We start from the raw sequence: 23,987 nt of genomic DNA on the forward strand, positions 1-23,987 counted from the left end.
GTCAGGCCTTCTTCTCTTCGACGAAGCGGGTCGGCAGGTTGATGTGGAAGGTGGCGCCCTCGCCCAGTTGCGAGGTGATACTGATCGTTCCGCCCAGACGATAGGCCAAAGCGCGGACATGCGCGAGGCCGATGCCCTCGCCCGGCTGGTCCTGCTGGCCCGAACGGCGGAACAGATCGAAGATGCGTTCATGGTCGCGCGGATCGACGCCGCGGCCGTTGTCGATCACGTCATAGGTGACGCGCCCCGCCTCGATCCGGCCGCGCACGTCGATCTCGCCCTTGCGCGCGGGGTGGAGATATTTGGTGGCATTCTCGATCAGGTTGGACAGGATCTGCTCGATCGCGACCCGATCGCTGACGATATCGGGCAGCTTGGGCGCGACGCGGATGGTGATGCCCAGTTCTTCGGTCCGGTGCTTCAGGGTGCCGACGATGTCCTGCACCAGCGCCGTCATGTCGAGCCGCTCGGGCGCGAGCGTGCGCCGCCCCTCGCGCGACAGGCGCAGGATGGCGTTGATGAGGCGATCCATCTTCTGCGTGGAGGTGCGGATGAAGCGGATCGCCTCGGGCAGATCCTCCTTGGCCGCCAGTCGCGCGTCCTGCGTGACGATCTCGGGCGCGACTTCCTCGGCCTTGTCGATCAGGGCGGCGATCGGCTTGGTTGCGGCGTCCAGTTCGGCGGTGAAGCCCATCACGTTGACCAGCGGCGAGCGCAGATCGTGGCTGACGATATAGGCGAACCTCTGGATCTCGTCGTTGGCGCGCTGGAGATCGGTCGTCCGCTCGCGCACCGCCCCTTCGAGATTTTCGTTGAGGCCGCGCAACGCGGTGCGCGAGGTGTTCAGGTCGCGCGTGTAGCGGCGGATGATCCACACCGAGCCGGCCGCGACCCCGACCAGAAGGAGCAGCGTGACGGCAAGGACGATGTAGAACAGGCGATAGCTCGCCTGCTGCTCGGCGCGGCGATCGATCAGCAATTGCGCTTCCGCCGCCAGCATCGTCGCGGCGAGACGGCCGACCGCCGCGCCCGCCGCCTGCCGCCGATCCTCCGCCTCGGGCGTGGCCAGCGCGCCGGGGCTCAGAGAGGCCGTGAGCATCCCGTCCACCGTCGTCGCCAGCGCCTTCAACCGACGTGCACGCGCCTGCTGCACGGGATTGTCGGCGGTGAGGTTCGCGACCCGATCGATGTGCGCGTGCAGATCGGCGGCGGCCTTGTAATAGCTGTCCCGCATGGTGGGTGACAGCCGCAACAGCGCGCCGCGCCGGGTGCTGCGCATCTGTTCCAGCGAAAGGCGGATGCCCGTCACGCCGCGTTCGACCTGATAGGTGTGGTCGACCCAGAAGGCGCGATCCTGCGTGCGGACCATCACGACGCCCGCCGACACCGCCGCCGCCAGCACGGCAAGAAAGCCCAGCGCCATCAGGCCGAGCACGAGCCGGCCGAAGCGCAGTTCCGACAAGCGATCGGGAAGAAGGGGGGATTCCGTCACGCGGCGATCGATAGAGGCAGTCCGCTGATTTTCCAAACGGTGAAAGGGGGATAATCGCACAGACATCGTCATTGCGAGCGATGCGAAGCAATCCAGCGCCGCACTGGATTGCTTCGCTGCGCTCGCAATGACGAGAAGGGGCTTAGAATCGCGTCCGGACCGTCAGCCCCCAGGTGCGCGGATCGCCGAGGAAAGCGCCGTAGAGCTGGGTGGTCGTCGTGCCGAAGCCCTGGGTAGAGCGGATCGTGCCGGAGCCCTGTAGCGGCTCGTCGAAACCGACCTGATAGTAGGTCGTGTTCAGCAGATTCTGCGCCCACAGTTCGATACCCCAGCGCGCGTCGCGGCCGGTGAGGCCGATGCGCGCGTTGACGGTGAGGAAGCCCTGCTGGCGCTTTTCCAGATCGAGATCCGATCCGGTGACGATCGCGCTCTGGTAGCGGAAATCGGCGTAGATCAGCCCACGCAGACCGTCGCCGATCGCGGGGGTCCAGCCGCCCGATCCGGTCAGCGTGACGGCGGGGGCGTTGGAGAGCGGGCGGCCGGGAAGCTGAAACAGGGGCGTCGCCAGCGCGCGACCGCCGGCGCCGACCAGATCGTCGACATAGCGCGTCCGGGCGATCGTCATGCCCAGCGCCATGCCCACGTCGCGCGCGGGCCGCAGCGCCGCCTCCGCCTCCAGCCCGCGTGAGATCACGCCCGCCTTGAGGCTGCCGGTGCAGGCGCCGGTCGCCGCGACCAGATCGCGCGGGCCGGTGCCGAGATCGTCCGAACAGCCGTTCAGATTTTCGACGATGAAGGAGATGCCGTTGTAGCTGTTGAGCTGGAAATTGCGGAACCGCTGGTGGAAGGCCGCGATGTTGAGATCGAAGCTGGCGGTGTGGAGCTTCGCGCCCAGCTCGAACGCATCGACCGTCTCGGGCGCGAACGCCAGGCGGGCGAGCGCATTGGCCGCAGTCACCGCGCCGGTCGTGCTGCCGAGCGGGCTGCGATCGAGGTTGAACCCGCCCGCCTTGTAGCCCCGCGAAAAGCTGGCGTAGGTGAGCAAGGGATCGATCGGGCGATAGCTCAGGACGGCGGTGCCGGTAAGCTTGCGCTCGTGGGCCCGGCCGTCGTCGATTACGAGCGCCCCGCCCGCGACCGAGGTGAGGACGCAGGCCGAGCCGGCGCCGACATAAGAGGACGCCGCCAGCGCGCCACACAGCGGGTTCGTGTCGGTCAGCCGCGCGTCGAGGCTCTTGCGCTCCCAGGTGTAGCGCAGACCGACGGTGGCCGAGAGGCGATCGGTGAGCTTGACCACATTATGCGTGAACAGCGCCATGTTGCGGCTGGTCTGCGCGTAACGATCGGTGAGGCCACGCCCGGTGAAACTGTAGCCCGGCAGGCCGAGCAGCGCCGCCAGCGAGCCATAACCCGGCCGCGCCGGATCGGTGTTGAGCGCGGCCAGCGTCGCGAGTTGGCTCGCCTGCGCCGCCGTGCGCTGGGCGGCGGGGATCGCCTGGAGGCCGGCGATCGCCGAGGTCAGCACCGCGCTGTTGACGCAATTGCCGGTCGGCGCGGGCAAAGTCGCGGCGGGCAGCACCGAATTGAACAGCTGGCAATTGGCGTAGCGATCGTAATCGGCGCCATAGGCCTGATTGTCGCGGAAGGTGAGCCGCTCGCTGGCGAAATAGCCGCCGACGAGCCAATCGAGCCGGTCAGCGAAAGCGTCGCCCTGAAGGCGTAATTCCTGCGTGAAGGTCTTGAAGCGTTGGCCGGCGCTGCCATCCGAGCGGCGGGTCAGCAGGTCGAGCGAGGCGAAGTCGGCGTCCTGCCCGCGCAGCCAGCGCCAGTCGCGATAGGCGGTGATCGAGGTGAGCGTCGCCCCGCCCAGCCCGGCCGTCACCTCCGCCGAGACGCCGCTGTCGCGCACGTCGCCGCGAAACGACTGGCCGGGGGTGAGCGCCACGGTGCGATTGTCGCGCCCGGTCTCGATGATGCCGCCCAGCGCCCGGCCGAGCGCGGCGACCGTGCTGGCGCCGGTGACGACGCTGCCATCGGCGGCGCGCGTCAGATTGCGCTGGGGCAGATAGCCGCCGACGCAGCATTCCTCGTGCCGGTTGGAGAAATCGCCGATCAGCCGCACCGAGAGATCGTCGCGCGGCGCGTAGAGCAATTGCCCGCGCAGGAGGTAACGATCGCGATTGTTGATGTCGCGCCCGGAGACGACATCGGTGAAGAAGCCGTCGCGCTTGCTGGCCACGCCATCCAGCCGGAAGGCGAGATCGCGGCTGACCGGGCCGGTGAGCCCCGCGACGAAACGGCGCGCATCGTAATTGCCGACGCTCAATTCGGCCTGCCCGCCGAAGTCGAAGCGCGGCCTGGCGGTGACGACGCTGATAAGGCCGGCCGAGGCGTTGCGCCCGAACAGGGTGCCCTGCGGCCCCCGCAGCACCTCGATCCGGTCGATCGCGCCGAGTTCGGTCAGCGCGACGCTGGCGCGGTTCCGATAGACGCCGTCGATGAAGGTCGCGACCGAGCTTTCGAGGCCCGGATTGTCGCCCACCGTCCCCACGCCCCGGATCCGCGCGGCGGCGGCGCCGGCCTCGGACGCGCTGGAGGAAACGAGCAGCGAGGGCGAAAGCTGGTTGAGCTGGCGGATGTCGTTCGCCCCCGCTCGCTCGAGCGCCTCGCCCGTGATGGCGGAGATGGCCAGCGGAACGGCGGACAGCGCGGTCTCGCGGCGGGTGGCGGTGATGATGATCTCGCTGCCGCTATCCGCCTCAGCCGCGAGCGGCGCGGGATCGGCGGGCGCGGCCCACGCGGGCATGGCAAGGCCCGCCGCCACGGCGGCGAGGGTTGCGCGGATCGTCATGACATTCCTCCCGATGGCCCTTCGCGGCTGCCACCGCCTGGCCTTTCTCGCGGGAGGCCGTTGCAGAAACGTCATGAAAAGAAAAGGGGCGGCTCCCTCGCAGGAACCGCCCCCAATCTTCGGTCGGTGTCGCCCGGCTTAGAAGCCGAACTTCACGCCCGCGCGGAAGTAACGGCCGAGGATGCCGTTGCCACCCTGCACAGCGTTGTACAGGTGGGCGCCATAGGTCACCGGGTCGAGCGGCGGCATGTCGTCGAGCACGTTGTTGATCGAACCGTAGACGGTGAACTTCTCGTTCACCTTCACCTGGCCGCTCAGATCGACCGTCCAATAGCCCTTGGTGTGGCAGGGGGTGAAGCCCGAGCTCAGACCGCAGTCCTTGTAGTCGGTGCCCTGATCCATGGCGGAAAGGTCGTAGCCGCCATAATAGTTGACCGTTCCGCTGACGCGGAAGCGGTTGAACTCCAGGCTGTTCTGCCAATAGCCCTTCCACTTCGACGTACCGTTGCCGGCCGTGAGGTTGAAGTTGCCGAGGGTGCCGTCATACCGCTCCTCGACGCCGTCCACGATCTGGCTCAGCTTGATGATGTAGCTGCCGCTCAGCGTGCTGTTCCAGGTGATGCCGTCCGACAGCTTGACCGTGGTGTTCGCACCGAAGTCGATACCCGAGGTCTTGAGCGTATTGGCGTTGATCAACTGCGCCTGCACGAAGGCAACGCGCGGCTTGGCATTCGGGAATGCCGGATCGACGCCATCGGCAATCACAGTGTAGCCCGCCGGGATCGTGCCGTTGGTATAATAGGCCGAAAGCGCCGGGGCGTTCGACGGCGAGGTGATCGCACCGGTCTTCTTGATATTATAGTAATCGACGGTGAACGAGACGTTGCGGAACGGCTCGAGCAGCAGACCGCCGGTGAAGCTGCGCGACTTCTCCGGCTTCAGGTTCGGGCTGGCGAGCGTGGTCTGGCCATAGGAACCGGAGCGGATGTAGGTCGGGCAGACCGTGGCGAAATTCGCCAGGGTGCAGCCATATTGCGCCAGATAGGCGTTGTTGAACAGCGCCGCGGTGTTGGCGACGTAGCCGGTGGTCGGCAGGGCGTTCGCCTCGCCGAACGACGGGATACGGAAGCCCTTCGAGTAGGTGCCGCGCAGCAGGACCTGACGGACAGGCGTGAACTTCACGCCAATCTTCGGCGAGAAGGCGTCCTGACCGCTCGAATATTTGTCGTAACGACCCGAAGCGTTGACGGTGACCTGATCGATGACCGGCGCGTCGAGTTCGGCAAACGCCGAGTAGACCTTGCGGCTACCCTTGGTGCCGAACGCGTTCAGCGTGAAATACCGCTGCGTCGGGCCATTATAGTCGTCGTTGGCCGATGGCGCGTCGACCGCTTCGTAGCGAATCGAACCGCCGAAACCGAGCTGCATCGGGCCGCCGGGCAGCTCGAACAGCGTGGTCGACAGGGTGGCCTGCGCCTGCAGCATATCCGACGTCGAATTGGTGATGTTGTCCGGCATCAGATAATCGAACTGCGCGGGCGTGTTCGACAGCGGGTTGCGGAAGTTGAAGCTGCCGTCGGCGATCACGTCCAGCAGGCGCTGGATGTAGACATAGCCCTTCTGCGTACGACGCAGATCGGTGTGCATCGCCGTCGCGCCGACATCGAACGCCCAATTGTCGCTGATCGCGCCCTTTACGCCCAGAGCCGCACGATAGGCGCGGTTACGCGTCTCATTGTAGGTCTGCTTCTCGGTGATGCGACCGACGAGGCGCGCGACCTGGTTAGAAGCCGCAAACGGGTTGTTCGGGTTCAGGCGACGATCCGCAGCGGTGGCGCAATTGACGCGCGCAGCACAAACATAAACCGGCAGGCTCAGGAACGCCGAACCCGGTGAACGAGTGGTGTTGATCCCGAAGGTACCATCCGGATTGCGGACGATATAGTTCGACGAGGTCGAGAACTGCGGGTAGCTGATACCGGTCGGAGCGTTACCGTAGAACGTCGCCGGCGCGCCATCATAGCTGCTGGTCGTCTGGATGAAGTTGATCTCGCCATAAGCGTCGATCGAGTCACCCACCAGCGCAGCGACGTGCATCGAGCCGCCAAAACGCTCGATCCGCGGGCTGATCGTGCCCCACAGCTTGGTGCTATCATAGGTGCAGACGGTGCTCGGATTTGCCGTACCCGCCTCAGCCGCCGTTGTCGGGCGGGCGGTCCCATTGCCGCATCCGCTCAGGTTCTGCCAGCGGCCTTGTGGGGTCGCAAACGTTGGGTCGCCCGCGCTGGCGTAAGGCCGAACAAGGAAGTTGGCACCAGTGCTGATAAGCGCGGCGCCCTGGCCGTTCAGCACACTGTTACCGCCACAGCTTCCGTCATAGCACACGCCGCGCAGATCGTCGCTGTTGAACGGATACTTGCGGTCCTGGTTCTCCAGTTCCGACGTCTTGTAGTAGAAGCCGGACACGTAGGCGTTGATGCCGTTGGTCGCCAGATCGCCGAAGCCGGCGGTCAGGTTCATGCGGTACTGGGCAGCATCGCCACGCTCGGAAATACCGGCTTCGACGCGACCGCCGAGACCCTTGAATTCCTTCTTGGTGATGATGTTGACCACGCCCGCGATGGCGTCGGCGCCGTAGGTCGACGACGCACCGTCACGCAGAACTTCGATCCGGTCGATGATGTCTTCCGGGATCGTGTTCAGATCGACGAAGTTGCGCGAGCCGTCATCCGCGAGCGGATAGTAAGCGGCGCGCAGACCGTCGAACAGCACGAGCGTCGAGTTGGTCGAAAGGCCGCGCAGCGACACGGCCGACGCACCGCCGGCGAAGGCGCCGTTGGCGGTGAAGGAGTTGGTCAGCGCCGGGCCGTTGTTCGAGGCCAGCTGCTGGATCGCGTCCTGAATGGTGGCGATGCCGCGCGTGTCGAGCGAATCCGCCTTCACGACGTCCACCGGCGACGACGTTTCGGTCGCGGTGCGGCGGAAGATGGTGCCGGTGACGACGATTTCGTCGGCGGCGGGCTCGGCCGGGGTCGCGGCGGTCTTGGTGACCGGCGCGGCGCTCTGCGCGAAAGCAGGCGCAGCCGCGAAGGTCGCGCACGCCAGAGCCGAAAGGGCGGCGGTGCCCTTCAGGCGGGAGAAGAGAGTGGAAGTCTGCACTGTGTACCTCGCTTTGGGTGAGCGGGCGGCCCCTAGCGGTCGCTCGCCAAAACGACCCGGTCCGGGGGAAACCGGCACGGGATGACTTGGCATGTCGCGGCGCACCATAAGTGTAAAGGTCTGTAAGGTTCTGTTCATCTCTTGGACGCCGGAGTGTCGCAAAGCTGCAACAGATCGTAACATGACGCCAAGATGTCGGTTGGGCCGGCGACGCGCTCGACTCCTGCTTTCAACGACTTAGCGCGGGCGACGAGCCGTTGGGTTTCATCGACGAACGGAATTCAGCAACACAAGGTCATTCGCTTCGTCGCTATCGAGCAACAGTCTGGCGATGGTTCGTCACATCGCCGCTGGAAGCGGTGCAGCACGGATCCAGCGGGTGGCGATCATCTTGACGCCGGCTGTGACCGGTTGGCCGGCGTGAGCCGACAGGCGATCGGGCGTGCCGTCCGCGTCGGTGTTGCGGAAGATCAACAGGTCGCCCTTGCCGCCCGAGACCGCCAGCCCGGTCGCGGTGAATCGGGTCTCGCCGCCGGCATAGCCGTCGGTGAGATAGAGGATGGCGGTCAGGATACGCTGGTTGGCCTCGCCCGGCAGATAATCGCCATGCGGCCGATATTCCTGGCCGTTCGCATAGCGCAGGATCTGAAGCGGCTCGCCCTGCGCCACATCGGTGCCGGTGAGCGCGGCGATGCGCAGGTTGAGCGCGCGGATCACGGCGTTTTCGGCGAGCACGGGGAAATTGGCGGCGTCCGAATTGCGGACCGGATGGCGCATCGACTGGCGGGTGCGCGGATCGATCACCATCGACGGCGCGAGGCGCGGCGCGGCGAGCGCGGCGACATAGTCGCATTCGGCCGGGCTCGCCGCACCCCGCACGATGCGGACCCATGGGGTGTCCGACAATGCCTCGGCCGGCGGCAGCATGGCGGGCGCCCCGCCCTCGCCCAGCGCCATCGGGCCGAGCAGCGCGAGTTGGTGCGCGGCATCGGCATCCTCCGCCGCCCGCGCGCGCAGCAGGTCCATAGCCGCCAACCAGTCGACCGGCCCGCCGCTGCCCGTGACGAGACAGGCGAGATACAATTGCGCCCCCGCCGCGCTCCCGGCCTCCGCCGCACGGCCATACAGATCGCGCGCCGCCGCCATATCCCGCGCCACGCCACACCCCAGCACATGCCACGCCGCCAGCATCAGCAGCGCATCGACCTCGCCCCGCCCGGCCCCGGCGCGCAGCAGCGCCACCGCTTCCTCCACCCGCCCGGCGGCGGCGAGTGCCTGCGCGTCTCTCATCCCGCCGCGCGCAGCCAGCCGGTGATGGAATAGCGGCGATAGGCCGCCGCCCGCGTCACCTCGCTCACGCTATGCATTTGCGGCACGCGGAACAGGCTCAGCCGGTTGAAGCCCGGCTCGATCCCGCGCACGCGCCCGTCCTGCCCGTGAAACAGCAGCAGCCCGCCCCATTCGGTGCGCCATTGCGGGGTGAGGCCGAGGACATAGGCCGCGCGGCGGTTCTTGCCGGCCACGGCATCGTCATGGCCGGTCAGGAAGTCGCCCGGCGAATAGGCCGTCGCCTGCGCGTCGGCGAAGGCGATGTCCTCCGCCCCGGTGATCCGCCGCAGCAGATCGCGCACCGCCCCGCCCGACAGGAAGCGCGCGAGATCGGCCAGCAGCCCGCCCTCCGCCGCCCGCGCGGCCTCGTCATCCGGCACGCGGATCGTCTCGAAGCGATATTGGAAGCCGTAGCGCGCGGCGGCATATATCGCCGTATCGAGCTGCGCGCGTTGCGCCTCGCTCATTCCCGCCCGGGTCGCGCGGTCGAGTTCGTAGCCGCCGGTATCGCCGCTCGACACGATCTGCCGCCAGTCGCCCCGTCCGCGCAGATCGGCGTGCAACCGCGCCGCGCCGTCGCCCGCCAGCCAGCCGTCGATCACCACGACACCCTCGGCCGCGTAGCGCGCCGCCAGCCGATCCCCATCCAGCGACGGATCGAGCGCGAAACCGGGCTCAGCCGCCATTGCGCGCATCGGCGGTTTCGCGGAAGGAAGGCGCGCAGCCCAAGGGAGCACGATGGCCGATCCGATAGCCTTGCTGGAAATCAATCCCGCGCTCGACCGCGCCGCGCTGGCCGCGCAATTCGGGCGCGACGGCCGCATCCAGATCCGCGACGTGCTGACCGAGGGCTCTGCGCGCGCGCTGCACGAGGTGCTGCTGCGCGGCACGCCCTGGGGCCTCGCCTGGAAGGCCGGGGCGGATGGCCCGCATGGCCTGCGCCGCGAGGAGCTGACCCGCCTGCCGCCGGCCGAGCGGCAGCGGATGGGCGCCGCCGTGGGCAAGGCGATGGCCGGCCATGACTATGCCTTCACCTACGCCCAATATCGCATCCTCGACGCGTATCTCGGCAAGTGGGCGCCCGATGGCCCGCACGACATCCTGCTCGAGCATATCAACGACCAGCCCTTCCTCGATCTCGTTCGCGAGGTGACAGGCATGGCGGACCTTATCAAGGCCGACGCGCAGGCCACGCTCTACGCGCCCAACCACTTCCTGGCGGTGCATGACGACAGTCATGTCGGCGAGGGCTGGCGCATCGCTTATGTGCTGAGCCTGTGCGCGGAGGATTGGCGGCCCGACTGGGGCGGCTACCTCAACTTCCTCGACGAGGAGGGCGATATCGTCGCCGGCTATCGCCCGCGCTTCAACGCGCTCAACATGTTCGCCGTGCCGTGCCGGCATAATGTGTCCTACGTCGCGCCCTTCGCGCCGGTCGCGCGCTTCGCGATCACCGGCTGGTTCCGCGATCGCTGACGGGCCGCATCGGTGAACGACCCCAACCTCCTGTTCGCGCGCGCCGAACGCGCTTTTTCGGAAGGGCGGCTGGCGGATGCCCGGCGCGATCTGATCCGGCTGGAGGCGATGATCCAGCCGATCGCGGCGGTTCTGCATCTGCGCGGGCTGGTCGAGCGGCGGTCGGGATCGGCGGCGGCGGCTGTGAAGGCGCTGGAACATGCGCTGCGGCTGGAGCCCCGCAACGCGCAGATCGCCAACAATCTGGGCAATGCGCTGGGCGACACGGGCGCCACCGACCGCGCGATCGCCGCCTATGGCCAGGCGCTCGCCCGCCGCCCCGGCTGGACCGAACCGCTGGTCAACCGCGCGCTGATCCTCGATCGCGCGGGACGCAGCGACGAAGCGCGCTTGGCGCTCGCCGCGATCCCGCCGGCTGGGCGCGACCTGCGGGTGCATCTGGCGCTGGCGGGGATTGATCTGGCGCAGGGCGATTATGACGCGGCGGCGGCCGGCTATGATGCCGCGCTGGCCCTCTCGCCCGGCCACCCGCGCGCCGCGCGCGGCCGCGCACGGGCCGCGCTGGAGCGGGGCGAGGCGGATGCGTCGGCCCGTTACGCCGCGCTGGTCGCGGGGGAACCGGACGACGTGGAATTGAATCTCGGGCTCGCCGAGGCCTTGGAGGCCGAGGGGCGGCCGGGTGGCGAGGCCGTGCTGGTGGGCGCCATCACCGCCGCGCCCGATTGGGCCGAGGGCCACCGCCACCTCGCCCGGATGCGCGCGGAGGCGGGACAGGCGGAGTACGACCGCAGCTTCGCCGATGCCCTCGCATCGCGCCCGACCGATGCGGCCTTGTGGGATGGCTGGATCGCCACCCTCGCCGCCGCCGACCGCCCCGCCGACACGCTCGCGCTGATCGACCGCGCGCGTGCGGCGCTGGGGCCGGTGCCGATGCTGCTGGGCCATGAGGCCGGCGCGGCGGTCGAGGCCGGCGATCACGAACGCGCCGCCGCCGCGCTCGCGCGGCTGGGCGCCACCGCCGACCCCGGCATCGCCCTCACCCGCACCCGCCTCGCCCTCGCCACGGGCCGCGCCGACGAGGCCGCCGCCACGATCGAGGCGCTCCCGCCTGCGGAACGCGGCCCGGCGCATTGGGCGTTGCTCGGCCTCGCCTGGCGGGTGCTGGGCGATCCGCGCCACGACTGGCTCGCGGGCCAGCCCGGCCTCGTCGCGGTCAATCATCTCGATTTCGCAGAGGGCGAACTGGCCACGCTGGCCGAGCTGCTCCGCACCCTCCACCGCACCCGCGCCCACCCGATCGGCCAGTCGCTGCGCGGCGGCACGCAGACGCGCGGGCGGCTGTTCGCGCGCGCCGAGCCACCATTACGCGCGCTGAAGGCAAAGCTGGAGGTGGCGCTCGCCCGCTATCTTGCCGCCCTCCCGGCCGCCGATCCGGCGCACCCCCTGCTCGCCCACCGCGACTCCCCGCTGCGGCTGACGGGCAGCTGGTCGATCCGGTTGCGGGGCAGCGGCTTCCACGTCTCGCATATCCACAGCGAGGGGATCGTCAGTTCGGCCTGTTACATCGCGCTGCCGCCGGGCCTGGGGGACGACGCGGCGCGATCGGGCTGGCTGGAGATTGGCGGCGCGCCGCCCGCGCTGCGGCTTGGCCTCGCGCCGCTCCATGACGTTCAGCCGATACCGGGGCGGCTGGCGCTGTTCCCGTCATACCTGTTCCACGGCACCCGGCCCTTCCCGGCGGGCGAGCGGCTGACGGTGGCGTTCGACGTGGGGCTGAAAGGCTAAGCGCCCCCAACGATCGTCATTGCGAGCGTAGCGAAGCAATCCAGCCGCTCGACAGGAAACCACCATCGAAACTGGATTGCTTCGCTGCGCTCGCAATGACGGACCGCCCTAAACCACACACAAAAAAAGAGGCGGGCCGAAGCCCGCCTCCCGAAGTCCTGGCGACATTCCGTCAGGTTCGGGGCGGCCCGAAGGCCACCCCTCGCCGGATCAGAACTTCATCTTCGCGGAGATGAAGAAGTCGCGGCCGAGCACGTCGTAGCTGCCCGGATAGGTGTTGTTCTGCTCCGAGTAGCTGCCGGCAACCTGCGGCAGCTTGCGGAGGATGTTGTTGATACCACCCGTCAGCGACAGATTGTCGCTGGCCTCGAACGAGAAGGTCAGGTCGAAGTAATTGACGGCCTTGTACTTCACGGTCGAGAATTCCGCCGGGTTCTGAACCACGCGGGTCAGGCCGACGAAGGTGTTGTAGATGCTCGGGTTGTAGGCCGAGCCATGGTAGCGCCAGCGCAGCGAGACGGTCGCGGGACCATCGCTGAGCGTGTAGCGGGCGGTGTGCTTCCAGCGCGGCAGCGGGTTGCCCGAAGCACGGCCTTCCAGAACGTTCACGCGCTCGGGGATCGCCGCCACCGGGGTGGAGCGGAACTTGTCGAGATACGTGCCCTGGAACGACATGCTGAAGCGGGCCGAACCGTCACCCAGCAGCGAGAAGCCGAGCGGCAGGTTGTAATCCACCGCCACGTCGATGCCGCTGGTTTCCAGCTTGCCAATGTTGGCCGACAGGATGTTCGGGTTGGTGCCGCCCGAGGTGAGGCCGATCGCGCCGGTGGCGGCGTTGCGGGTGCCGAGGATCGGGCCGCAGATCGAGTTCGAGAGGTTCTGGGCCACCGTGTAGCAGAGCGACAGGGTGGACGACAGGCCGCCGCCGAAGGTCGAGATGGTGTTATCGACGGTGATGTTGAAATAATCGACCGTGATGTTCAGACGCGGAACGAACCGCGGCCGGATCACCGCACCGACGGTGTAGGTATCCGACGTCTCTTCCTCAAGGTTCGGGTTACCACCGAAGTTCGCCTGGATCTGGGCGTTCGGCTGGACCTGGCGGGTGAACACCAGAGCCGCCGGGACACCCGAAGCGACGCAGAGCGCGCGGAGAGCCGCCGTGCGCGACGCCGCCGTGCCACGATCCGAGCAGGGATCGGTCGCGCCGGGGAAGCCGGTCGAATTGCCGCCGAACAGATCCTCGACGTTCGGTGCACGCACCGAGCGCTGATAGTTACCACGGAACGTGATGTCCGGGATGGGGGCGAATTCGCCGCCGGCCGCATAGGTCCACACGCCGCCGACGTTACCCAGCGAATAATCCGAGTAACGACCCGCGCCGTTGAAGCTCAGGCTGTGGATGAAGCTGTCCTTCAGCACCGGGATGCTGATTTCGCCGAAGATTTCCTTGGCGTTGTAGCTGCCGCGGGTCGGCTGGCCGGCGTTGAAGCCGAGCACGTCGCCCGATGCCAGGAAAGTATCGGGGATGTAGCGCGAGCTCATGCCGCGATATTCGCCGCCGAGCGCGAAGCCGATGTCGTCGGCGCCGAGACCCAGGTTGAACAGCTCGCCCGAGACCGAAGCAACCGCGTTCTTGAGGTCCGAAAGATAGATGTTGGTCGAGTTGATCGTGACGTAGCGGATCGCCGCCGGATCGGCGAGACCCTGGCCGAACACGTTGAGCGGAAGACAGCCGGCCGTGCGAGCGGCGGTGTCACGGCAGCGCAGCACGCCACCGACCGTCTCGGTGTTGAGAGCGGCCAGGTAACGGCTCGTCGAGATGTTACCCTGCTGGAAGATCGTGTTGCGGGTGCGCGAGTAGCTGTAGAAAGCGTCGTAACGCAGCTTCTCGGTCAGGTTGCCGCGCAGGCCGCCCAGCACGCGGAACGCGGTGCGGTTCTGATCGGCGTTACGCGGACCCGACTGGTTGAAGCGGAAGCCCACGCCGGTCGAGACGTAACCGTCGGCGTCGGTATCCAGCGCGCGCAGCGTCGACTGGGTCGCCGCGTTGAAGAACGGGCTGTTGACCTGGAGAACGGCGGTCACGCCGGTCGGGGTCGGCGCCAGTTCCTGCGGGACCGAATTGTTGATGAAGCTGAGTTCCGTATAGGCTTCGATGCCATCGGTGATCTCGTAGCTGCCGTAACCGCCGATCAGATACCGCTCCTGCGGCAGCTGGAGGTAGTTGTCCGGCGCGAAGTTGTAGAGATCGCCCGGATCCTGGAAGGTGCGGGTGCCGCCACCGGTCGGGTTGAAGATCAGGTTGAGGTTCTGAAGCGTGGCGATCGGGCCGGTGGCCGAACCGCCGCGGATCAGGCCGACCTGGCCGCCGCGCGACGCGCAGGTGGCGAGCGCGCCACCCAGATTGGTGCCGAGACCGGTCAGGCCGTTGGTGGAGCCCGAAACGATACAGCCGTCCTGCGCGGCGAAGCGCGAGAAGCCGCGCTCGCTGGCGAACACCGGGCTACGACGGGTGTAGTTGGCGTACAGCGTTACGTTGCCGCGGTTGTCCGCGAAATCCGAACCGATGCCCAGATCGAACGAGTAGCGCGGACCATCGCCCGAACCCGTCACGGTGTAGTTGGCGCCCATCTGGATGCCATTGAGCTTCTTCAGGCGGAAGTTGGCGACACCGCCGATGGCGTCCGAACCGTACACGGCCGACTGGCCGCCGGTGACGACATCCACGCCCTCCAGCATGAACTGCGGGATCGTGTTGAGATCGACGATCTGCGAGGTATCGTAGAACATCCAGCGGCGGCCGTTGACCAGCACCAGGGTACGCGTGGTGCCCAGGTTGCGCAGGTTCAGCGTGACGGCGCCCGAGCCGGGGTTGTTCGAGAAGCTGGTCGTGCCCGGCAGAACCTGCGGCAGCGTGTTCAGCACCTGCTCGACGTTGACCGCGCCCGAAAGCTGGAACTCTTCGCTCGAAACGGTCGTCAGCGGGCTGGACGAGGTCAGGTCGCGGCGCGCGATGCGCGAACCGGTAACGACGATGTCGCCGCCGGTTTCACCGTCGGCCGAAGCCTCCGGGGCAGTGGTGACGCTCTGCGCCTGGAGCGGTGCGCCGGCCATGATGGCGCCGGCGATGACCGTGGTCGCCATCAGGCGTGCACGGGTGATCCCGTTGATCATAAATAACCCCCAATAAAGTGGGCGGCACCTGCGGCGCGCGCCCGTTCCTTCAGCCGGTCCCCACCGGTGATGGGAACCTGCATGCCAAGCTGTCTATGGGATGAACAGCCTGTAATGATATTTTCATAATGTTGCTGCGTGCCATTGGCCGCACTTGTGGCATTCACGACACAGTTGCCCGGCGCGGCGCTTCGGGCATATCCCCGCCCCGTTCACGAGGGGGATCGCCATGCGCCGCACCATCATCGCTTCCACGATCGCCGTCGCGCTGATGCCGGCCGGCGGCGCGCTCGCCCAGACCGCCGCGCCCACCCCCTCCGCCGTCGCGGCCGTCTTCGCCTGCCGCCAGATCGCTGCCGGCGCCGAGCGCCTCGCCTGCTTCGACAAGGCCAGCGCCGCGCTGGAAACCGCCGCCAAGGATCGCGAGGTCGTCGTGCTCGACCGCGCCGAGGTGAAGCGCACCCGCAAATCGCTGTTCGGCTTCCAGCTACCCCGCATTCCCCTGTTCGGCGGCGGCGAGGGCAAGAGCGACAAAGAGATCGAGCGCGAGGTGGAGGCCGAGGACGTCTCCGAGATCGACGCCGTCATCAAGCGCAGCACCGCCCTCCCCTATGGATTCTACCGCATCGTGCTGGACGAAGGCGGGACATGGGAGACGACCGAGGGGTGGCGCGGCGCGATGGACCCGACGCCGGGCAGCAAGATCAACATCAAGCGCGGCGCGCTGGGCAGCCACATGCTGAAGGTGCCCGGCGGGCGGGCTATCAAGGCGAAGCGGGTTAACTGAGCGTCGGGCTTGAGCCCCGCCGCCGGTGCGGGTAGCGGCGCGGCATGACCGATCCGCTCACGATCCGCCGCCTCTACGGCCGCCGCACCGGCCACAAGCTCCGCCAGGGCCAGGCTTCTCTGGTCGAGCGGCTGCTGCCCGAGATCGCCGTGCCCGAGGAAGGCCCGATCGACGCGCGCAGCCTGTTCGGCGACGATCGTCCGCTGGCCGTCGAGATCGGCTTCGGGCGGGGCGAGCATATGGCGGGGCAGGCGGCGATGCGGCCCGACATGGGCTTCATCGGCTGCGAACCCTTCCTCGACGGCGTCGTCGGCGCGCTCACCTATGTCGATCAGGACGGGCTCGACAATGTCCGCATCCACATGGGCGACGCGCTCGACGTGCTGGAGCGGCTGCCCGACGCCTCGCTCGACAAGGCGTGGCTGCTGCATCCCGATCCGTGGCGCAAGGCGCGCCATGCCAAGCGCCGCTTCATGAACCCCGGCCCGATCGGCTTGGTGGCCGCCAAGCTCAAGCCGGGCGGCCTGTTCCGCTTCGGCACCGATCACCCGGTCTATGTGCGCTGGGCGATGATGGTGATGAACGGCCATCCCGATTTCGAATGGCTCGCCGAAACCCCGCGCGACTTCCTCGTCCGCCCCGACGACTGGCCCGAAACGCGGTATGAGGCCAAGGCCCGGCGGCTTGGCCATGAGGTCTGGTACTTTCAGTATCGGCGGATTTAGATCAGCGGCTTGATCCATAAGATCGTTGTGTTCCGATAGTTGAGCCGAGCTTGCCACTATCTGCCGCGCTGGAGGCGGCCCATTATAGAGCCGGGCGTTGAGGTCCTTGCAGATCATAAGGCGCATCGCTTTTGGGCGAGCCTTCAGCACAGTGCCACGCGCCCGAAAACTCGACTGGTGACCTGGCCCTGAAGATTCCGCACCTCACGCCAGGAATTTGCCGCCCATCGGCTTAATTTCCGGGCATACCGATGGAAGCAAGGCGGACAGCACCAGCATGCGACGCTCGTCGGATGGGTGAAGGATATCGCGGGAACTCCGACGCCCGCGTTGTACGTGATCGCAGGGCTGGCTCTGCTGTGCGCAGCCACGCTGTGCCGAGCGGCACCGGCTCGACTGCGCGGGCGAGACTGAGATCGTCGAGGGCCCATCAAGTCCGCCGATGCAGCGGACGACTTCGGACGGCGCTCATAGGATCAGGCAATCATCGAGCAGGATCGGGCTAACCCGGCGTCCCGCTCGGCCGTAGGTTCGCGGCAGCGACCTCAACGGACGGACCATATCCATGCAGACCATCGGCTACGCGGCGCAGATCGCCGGCAGCGCCCTCGCGCCCTGGAACTTCGAGCGCCGCGCGCTCCGCGACAACGACGTCGCCATCGAGATCGGCTATTGTGGCGTCTGCCATTCGGACATCCATCAGACGCGTGACGACTGGAAGGAATGGGGACCGACGATCTACCCGTCCGTCCCGGGCCACGAGATCATCGGACGGGTCATCGAGGTCGGCTCCGGCGTGATGCCCCTTCACTTCTCCAATGCCCGCCCTTTTGCGCAGGCAACCCATACAAAAGGCGCAAATCAAGGCTTTTCAGCCTTTCCAGCAGCTTGTCAGGAAGGTGGCGGAGAGGGTGGGATTCGAACCCACGGTGAGCGCAAACCCACAACGGTTTTCGAGACCGTCCCAATCGACCACTCTGGCACCTCTCCGCAGAGGCATTGGCGGGCCTGGGCAGGCACGCCGCTGTCGATGGAGGCGGGCCACTAGCGGATCGTGCGGGGCTTGCCAAGCACCTGTCGCGGACAATTCGCACGCCGGGTTGCGCGGGGCGCGCAAGTGCCTAGATTGGTGGGGATGATTCCAGCCCACAGCCTCCCGTCCCGCGTCGCCGGCCTTCCGGGGGCGCCCGTGCCCCCGCCGGTGGTCCATGCCCGCTTCTCGATCGGCGACGTGGTGCGCCACCGGCTGCTCGATTTCCGCGGCGTGATCTTCGATGTCGATCCGGTCTTCGCCAACACCGAGGAATGGTATCAGGCCATCCCCGAGGATTTCCGCCCGGCCAAGGACCAGCCTTTCTACCATCTGCTGGCCGAGAATATCGAGGGCGACTATGTCGCCTACGTCAGCCAGGGCAATCTGATCGCCGACGACAGCGACGAGCCGCTGGACCATCCCGCGATCGACGGGCTGTTCGACGGGTTCACCGCCGGGCGGTATGCGTTGCGCGGAGAGCATCGGCATTGATTTGTTGATCCGCTCACGCGGATAGGCCGCACCAGCCCTCACCCCCACCCGGCCTCCCATAGCATATTTTGGATGGGAGGCCGGGTGGGGGTGAGGGCTGGTGCGGGTCCCCTGATCCGGCAAAGCCGGGTCAGGCACAAACCATACCTTTCCGCCGTTGACAGAATCACCCTGCCCGGCTAGCAGCCCGCCTTCTTCCGCGCGGTTGGCGCCACAGGTGCATTTACCCAGCGGGATACAGACTTAGGAAGTGATGAGGGCCATGTTCGCTATCGTGCGCACGGGCGGCAAGCAGTATCGCGTTGCCGCGGGAGACAAGATCGTCGTCGAGAAGATCGACGGCGAGGCCGGCGCGAGCGTTTCGCTCAGCGACGTGCTGTTCGCAGCCAAGGACGGCGCGGCGCAGGCGATCGAGGGCCTGACCGTCACGGCCGAGATCATCGCGCAGGCGAAGGGTGACAAGGTCATCGTCTTCAAGAAGCGCCGTCGTCACAATTATCGTCGTCGCAACGGCCACCGCCAGCGTCACACCATCCTGCGCATCACCGCAGTGGGTGACAGCAAGGCCCCGGCCAAGACCGCCGAAGCGTAAGGGAGTAGCGGACAATGGCACATAAGAAAGCAGGCGGCTCGTCCCGCAACGGCCGCGACTCCGCCGGCCGTCGCCTCGGCGTGAAGAAGTTCGGTGGCGAGCTCGTCATCGGTGGCAACATCATCATCCGCCAGCGCGGCACGAAGGTGTATCCGGGCCGCAACGTCGGCATCGGCAAGGATCACACCCTGTTCGCGCTGACCGAGGGCCGCGTGGCGTTCCACGAGGGCAAGCTCGGCCGCAAATATGTGAGCGTCGATCAGGTGGCCCTGGCCGCCGAGTAATCGGGCGATCCCAACGGGTCGCCCCGGAGGCGACCCGAAAGCCGGACGAAAAATCCGGTTGAGAGGGAGACGGGTCGCAACCCGGCTCCCTTTTTTGTGTTCTCTCCCTCGGGTCAAAAGGTTTCGTCGCACGTCTGTCACCCTTTCCGGGTACGGCGGCGACGCGAGGAAGGGAGACGTTTCCATGTTCGCGCGCACCCAGCGTCTTTTCCTGCGGCCGGGCTGGCTGGAGGATGCCGAGCCGCTCGCCCGGGCGATCGGCGACCGCGCCGTGGCCGAAACGCTCGCGCGCGTGCCGCATCCCTATACGATGGACGACGCCCGCGCCTATCTCGCCGCCCCCGAGGATGCCTGGCCACGCCTGCTGATCTTCCTGATGGACGGCGGCGAGGCCAAGCTGGCCGGCGGCATCGGGCTGGACGAGGACGATCGCGGCATCAACCTGGGCTATTGGATCGCCCGCCCTTATTGGGGCCAGGGCATCGCGACCGAGGCCGGCCGCGCCATGCTGGAGATCGCCGACACGTCGCTGGGGCTCGACCGGATCGTGGCGGGCCATTTCCACGGCAACGAGACGTCGGGCAACGTGCTGCGGAAACTCGGCTTCCGCCCGACGGGCACGTCCTCGCGCCGCTACAATGTGGTGCGCGGGGCGATCCTCCCGTGCGTGGATTTCGTGCGGGATCGGCAGCCGGCGGCGCTGGCGGCGTAGGCTGCGGGGCGTGCGTCCGCGCGCGTAATCACCGCCTCCATTCGTCACCCCGGCCTTGTGCTGGGGTCCACCGTCTAGCTGGATGCGCCGGCCAGCGATGGCCAGCAGATGGACGCAGGGAACCCGATATCGCATCATGCGGTGTTGCGTGCCGCAGGGTGGATCCCGGCACACGGCCGGGGTGACGGCGAAGCGGTCCGCAGGCGCGACGCTAAAGGGGTGACCAGCACATGACCAACCCACCCCGCACCATCGGCAACCGCATCGCCCCCGCGCGCTTCGTCGCCTTCGTCCTCGTCGCCATCGCGGGGGTCGCGGCGGGGACGCATTGGCTCGGCTGGGCGCAGGCGGTGATGGCGGGGTTCGATCTGGCGGGGATCGTGTTCCTGCTTTCCTGCATCCCGCTGCTGGATGCCGATGCCGGGGCGATGCGCGCGGCGGCCCGGCGGAACGACGCCAATCGGGCGCTGCTGCTGGCGCTGACCGGCTTCATCATCCTCACCATCCTCGTTTCGATCGGGATCGAGCTGGGCGCGAAGGGGGCACCCGATCCGCTGGCCATCGCGCTGGTGATCGCGACGCTGGTGATCGCCTGGCTGTTCAGCAACATGGTTTATGCGCTGCACTATGCGCACATCTTCTACAGCGGCGCGGAAGGCGGCGGCGACAGCGGCGGGATCGACCTGCCCGACACGAAGGAGCCCGATTACTGGGACTTCGCCTATTTCGCCTTCACGCTTGGCATGACGTTCCAGACCAGCGACATATCGATCACCAGCCGGTCGGTACGGCGCGTGGTGCTGTTCCACTGTTTCGCCGCCTTCGTGTTCAACATCGGCGTGCTGGCGTTCACCATCAATGTGCTGGGCGGCGGCGGATAGGGCTTGGCCGGGGGTGCGCCGTTCGCCTAACACGGGGCCATTCCCCATAGCCGGATAGCCTTATGCCCCTGAAGTCGCTTGCCGCTCTGTTCCTCGCCGCCACCGCCCTCCCCGCCTTCGCCCAGAACAGCGCGCCACAGCCGGTGCCCTATGCCGATCCGATCCCGGCGGCGAAGGACGTGCCCTATCCCGGCACGATGACCGTCGCGATCGACGCGACCGACACCCAGCGCGGCATCTTCCGCATCAAACAGACCGTGCCCGTCGCCGGCCCCGGCCCGCTGACGATGCTCTATCCGAAGTGGATTCCGGGCGCGCACAGCCCCTCGGGCCAGATCGCCTCGGTCGCCGGCGTGGTCATCACCGCGAACGGCAAGCCGCTCGAATGGACGCGCGATCCGGTCGACGTCTATGCCTTCACCGTCGTGGTGCCGGCGGGCGTGAAGAGCATCGACGTGGCGTTCCAGTATCTCAGCGCCACCGCCGGGCCGCAGGGCCGCATCGTCGCCACGCCGGACATGCTCAACCTCCAGTGGATTTCGCAGACGCTCTATCCGGCCGGCTATTTCACCCGCCAGATCCCGGTGAGCGCCAGCGTCACCTATCCCGAGGGCTTCAAGGCCGCGACCGCGCTGGAGGTGGCCTCGACCAGCGGCAATACGGTCAACTACAAGACCGTCAGCTACGAGACGCTGGCCGACAGCCCGATCTACGCCGGCCGCTATTACCGCCAGGAACTGCTCGGCCCCGGCGTGCGGCTCAACGTGATCGGCGATGCGCCCAAGGACATCGTCATCAAGCCCGAGGTGCTGCAACTCCACAAGAACCTCTACACCCAGGCGGTGAAGACGTTCGGCGCGCAGCATTACGACCATTACGACTTCCTCTTCTCCATCTCCGAAAAGATGGGCGGCAACGGGCTGGAGCATCAGCGCTCGTCCGAAAACGGCGTCGGCATCGGCTATTTCACCGATTGGGATGCGAGCCTGACCGATCACGACCTGTTGCCGCACGAATATACCCACAGCTGGAACGGCAAATACCGCCGCGGCGCCGACGCCTGGACGCCCGATTTCCGCACGCCGATGCGCGATTCGATGCTGTGGGTGTATGAGGGGCAGACGCAATTCTGGGGCCACATCCTCTCGGCGCGATCGGGAATGGTCTCGAAGGAAGACGCGCTCGGCCTGCTCGCCAACGACGCGGCGGTCTACGACTATCGCGCCGGTCGCAACTGGCGCCCGGTGATCGACACCACCAACGATCCGATCATCGCCCAGCGCCGCCCCAAGCCATGGCTCAGCTGGCAGCGGTCCGAGGATTATTATGTCGAGGGCTCGCTCACCTGGCTCGACGCCAATGCGATCATCGCCGAGAAATCCGGCGGCACCAAATCGATGGACGATTTCGCCAGGGCCTTTTTCGGCGTGCGCGATCGCGACTGGGGCCAGCTGACCTATGATTTCGACACGGTGGTCGAGACGCTCAACAGCGTGGTGCCCTATGATTGGGCGACCTTCCTGAAGGAGCATATCTATTCGATCCGCCCGCGCGCGCCGCTCGATTGGATCGCCAAGGGCGGCTACCGCCTCGATTACACGCCCGAGCCGACCAACTTCACCAAGCGCGCCGAAAAGTCGCGCAAGGCGATCGACCTCAGCTATTCGCTGGGCCTGTCGATCGGCAAGGAAGGCGCCGTCAGCGGCGTGATGTGGGATGGCCCGGCGTTCGACCAGGGCATCACCATCGGCACCACGATCGTCGCCGTCGCCGGCCGTGCCTATTCCGACGACGGCATCAAGGCGGCGATCACCGAAGCGGCCAAGACGAAGGCGCCGGTCAAGCTGCTCATCAAGCAGGGCGACCTCTACCGCCCGATCGAGATCGCCTACTTCGGCGGCCTGCGCTATCCGCGTCTGGTGAAGATCGGCACGGGCGAAGGCTCACTCGACGCGCTGCTGGCGCCGAGGAAGTAAGAAACGATACGGTGCTCCTGCGAAGGCAGGAGCCCAGGGTGGCGGGCGGTGCGCTTCGTGGCCCTGGGCTCCTGCTTTCGCAGGAGCACGGGATTTCGCGGCCTTGGCAATCACGAAACGTCGCTGATATGGCTCAAAAGCTCATCACGACGGTTACACCCTGTATGCGGCGATTGAACGGCTTGGTCAGTGCGATCCTGACGACGGTGGCGGTGTGTGCCGCCGCCCAGCCGCCTGCGCCCTCCCCGCGCCCGCCCGCTCCGGCGACAAAGCCCGCCCCGGCGAAGCGCGCCCCGGTCGAACCTGCGGCGGCCGCCAGACCCGCCCCGGCGATCAAGGCGCCCCCCGCCCCGATCGTGCCCGCCACCGTCGCCACCGCCCCCGCGCTGAAGCCCGCTGCCGAAGCCGCGCGGCAGGCGCCCGAGATCGCCGCGCCCAAGCCCGCGCTCACCGGGCCGAAGGCGGCGATGGGGCCGGCCGCCGCGCCCGCCTTCCGCTTCGCCTCCGAGATCGACGCCTTCGTCCGCTTCGACGCGGTATCCGGCGTCGAGGATGCCAAGACTTTGTTCGTGGGTAGCTCCAGCGTGCGCATGTGGAAGGTGAAGGAAGCCTTCCCCAAGATGCGCGTGCTCAATCGCGGCTTCGGCGGGGCGACCACGCCCGAGGTGCTGGAATATTACGGCAAGGTCGTCGCCAACCATCGCCCGGAATCGGTGGTAATCTACGTCGGCGACAACGACATCGCCGCCGGCAGCCCACCCGCCGATGTGGCGACCGACGTGCTGAGCCTGCTCGCCCGCCTACGCAGCGACATGCCCAAGGCGCGCATCGTCTACCTCTCGATCAAGGCGAGCCCGCTGCGATGGTCGCTGTGGCCGAAGATGGTGGCGGTCAATTCGGCGGTGCGGGCCAAATCGGGGCCGGCGACCTTCGACTATCTCGATGTGAGTTCGGCGCTGATGGGGCCGGACGGCCACCCCGACCCGCGCTATTTCGGCCCGGACGGCCTCCACATGAACGCCGAGGGCTATGCGCTGTGGACCGCGCTGGTCGATGCCTACCTCGCTCCAATCGCCCCGGCGGCGCCGAACGTGGGCCCCACCCCGATCAAGACGACGATCAACGCGCCGACCACACCCGTCGCAACGGCGGATCGCAAGGGCTCCTGATATTCGGCGATTAAAGCCAAGCCGTGCCCGGCTGGCCGGGGCCTCAGGAAGAATTGTTCACGCGGAG

Annotated in this window: 17 protein-coding genes, 1 tRNA gene and 1 pseudogene; 12 read left to right on the plus strand and 7 right to left on the minus strand. The window is 67.3% G+C overall.

Going from position 1 to position 23,987, the window contains the following annotated elements; genetic code table 11:
- Nucleotide 1: 1 nt before the first annotated feature.
- From PQ455_RS12385 to PQ455_RS12405, 5 genes are all read right to left on the minus strand, one after another.
- Nucleotides 2-1,492, minus strand: coding sequence for a sensor histidine kinase (locus tag PQ455_RS12385; protein ID WP_337958521.1), 1,491 nt, complete (start codon nt 1,490-1,492; stop codon nt 2-4).
- 142 nt (nt 1,493-1,634) lie between these two features.
- Nucleotides 1,635-4,343 (minus strand): TonB-dependent receptor, encoded by a 2,709-nt coding sequence (locus PQ455_RS12390; RefSeq protein ID WP_273686395.1) that lies wholly within the window; start codon nt 4,341-4,343, stop codon nt 1,635-1,637.
- A gap of 138 nt (nt 4,344-4,481) precedes the next feature.
- Complete coding sequence (locus PQ455_RS12395) at nt 4,482-7,610, minus strand: TonB-dependent receptor domain-containing protein (RefSeq protein WP_273686396.1); 3,129 nt, start codon at nt 7,608-7,610, stop codon at nt 4,482-4,484.
- Between the two features lie 231 nt (nt 7,611-7,841).
- Nucleotides 7,842-8,792 carry a 2OG-Fe(II) oxygenase gene (locus tag PQ455_RS12400; RefSeq protein ID WP_273686397.1) on the minus strand — a complete coding sequence of 317 codons (951 nt, stop codon included), beginning with the start codon at nt 8,790-8,792 and terminating at the stop codon, nt 7,842-7,844.
- Nucleotides 8,789-9,517, minus strand: a complete 729-nt coding sequence (locus PQ455_RS12405; RefSeq protein ID WP_273686398.1) for a 2OG-Fe(II) oxygenase — start codon at nt 9,515-9,517, stop codon at nt 8,789-8,791. The genes PQ455_RS12400 and PQ455_RS12405 overlap by 4 nt, the downstream gene beginning before the upstream one ends.
- Nucleotides 9,518-9,569: 52 nt before the next feature.
- Between PQ455_RS12405 and PQ455_RS12410 the strand changes: the two genes are divergently transcribed.
- Entirely contained in the window at nt 9,570-10,307 is a 738-nt protein-coding gene (locus tag PQ455_RS12410; RefSeq protein ID WP_273686399.1) for a 2OG-Fe(II) oxygenase, read from the plus strand.
- 12 nt (nt 10,308-10,319) lie between these two features.
- A complete protein-coding gene (locus PQ455_RS12415) occupies nt 10,320-12,092 on the plus strand; it encodes a tetratricopeptide repeat protein (protein WP_273686400.1) in 1,773 nt (590 codons plus the stop codon).
- A gap of 210 nt (nt 12,093-12,302) precedes the next feature.
- Here PQ455_RS12415 and PQ455_RS12420 read toward each other — a convergent pair whose 3' ends face one another.
- Nucleotides 12,303-15,269, minus strand: coding sequence for a TonB-dependent receptor domain-containing protein (locus PQ455_RS12420; protein WP_273686401.1), 2,967 nt, complete (start codon nt 15,267-15,269; stop codon nt 12,303-12,305).
- 229 nt (nt 15,270-15,498) lie between these two features.
- Between PQ455_RS12420 and PQ455_RS12425 the strand changes: the two genes are divergently transcribed.
- The 3 genes and pseudogenes from PQ455_RS12425 to PQ455_RS12435 all read left to right on the plus strand — a co-directional run.
- Nucleotides 15,499-16,056: a hypothetical protein gene (locus PQ455_RS12425; RefSeq protein WP_273686402.1), complete on the plus strand. Its 558-nt coding sequence runs from the start codon at nt 15,499-15,501 to the stop codon at nt 16,054-16,056.
- A 44-nt stretch (nt 16,057-16,100) separates the two neighbouring features.
- Nucleotides 16,101-16,781, plus strand: a complete 681-nt coding sequence (gene trmB, locus PQ455_RS12430) for a tRNA (guanosine(46)-N7)-methyltransferase TrmB (RefSeq protein ID WP_273686403.1) — start codon at nt 16,101-16,103, stop codon at nt 16,779-16,781.
- Nucleotides 16,782-17,346: 565 nt separating this feature from the next.
- Nucleotides 17,347-17,523, plus strand: a pseudogene (locus PQ455_RS12435) (NAD(P)-dependent alcohol dehydrogenase); the annotation flags it as partial.
- Between the two features lie 158 nt (nt 17,524-17,681).
- On the opposite strand, the gene PQ455_RS12440 reads toward PQ455_RS12435, so the two are convergent.
- Nucleotides 17,682-17,771: transfer RNA gene (locus PQ455_RS12440), tRNA-Ser, on the minus strand.
- Between the two features lie 145 nt (nt 17,772-17,916).
- Between PQ455_RS12440 and hspQ the strand changes: the two genes are divergently transcribed.
- The 7 genes from hspQ to PQ455_RS12475 all read left to right on the plus strand — a co-directional run bounded on the left by hspQ (nt 17,917) and on the right by PQ455_RS12475 (nt 23,920).
- Nucleotides 17,917-18,306, plus strand: a complete 390-nt coding sequence (gene hspQ, locus PQ455_RS12445; RefSeq protein ID WP_273686404.1) for a heat shock protein HspQ — start codon at nt 17,917-17,919, stop codon at nt 18,304-18,306.
- A gap of 262 nt (nt 18,307-18,568) precedes the next feature.
- Nucleotides 18,569-18,898 carry a 50S ribosomal protein L21 gene (rplU, locus tag PQ455_RS12450; protein WP_273686405.1) on the plus strand — a complete coding sequence of 110 codons (330 nt, stop codon included), beginning with the start codon at nt 18,569-18,571 and terminating at the stop codon, nt 18,896-18,898.
- A 14-nt stretch (nt 18,899-18,912) separates the two neighbouring features.
- On the plus strand, nt 18,913-19,182 hold the full coding sequence (gene rpmA / locus PQ455_RS12455; RefSeq protein ID WP_273686406.1) for a 50S ribosomal protein L27: 270 nt from the start codon (nt 18,913-18,915) through the stop codon (nt 19,180-19,182).
- A 184-nt stretch (nt 19,183-19,366) separates the two neighbouring features.
- Nucleotides 19,367-19,894, plus strand: coding sequence for a GNAT family N-acetyltransferase (locus PQ455_RS12460; RefSeq protein ID WP_273686407.1), 528 nt, complete (start codon nt 19,367-19,369; stop codon nt 19,892-19,894).
- A 230-nt stretch (nt 19,895-20,124) separates the two neighbouring features.
- Entirely contained in the window at nt 20,125-20,775 is a 651-nt protein-coding gene (locus PQ455_RS12465) for a DUF1345 domain-containing protein (protein WP_273686408.1), read from the plus strand.
- 62 nt (nt 20,776-20,837) lie between these two features.
- Nucleotides 20,838-22,751, plus strand: coding sequence for a M61 family metallopeptidase (locus tag PQ455_RS12470; protein ID WP_273686409.1), 1,914 nt, complete (start codon nt 20,838-20,840; stop codon nt 22,749-22,751).
- 173 nt (nt 22,752-22,924) lie between these two features.
- Nucleotides 22,925-23,920 (plus strand): GDSL-type esterase/lipase family protein, encoded by a 996-nt coding sequence (locus PQ455_RS12475; protein WP_273686410.1) that lies wholly within the window; start codon nt 22,925-22,927, stop codon nt 23,918-23,920.
- Nucleotides 23,921-23,987 lie beyond the last annotated feature (67 nt).

This window comes from Sphingomonas naphthae (assembly GCF_028607085.1).
GTDB lineage: Bacteria > Pseudomonadota > Alphaproteobacteria > Sphingomonadales > Sphingomonadaceae > Sphingomonas_Q > Sphingomonas_Q naphthae.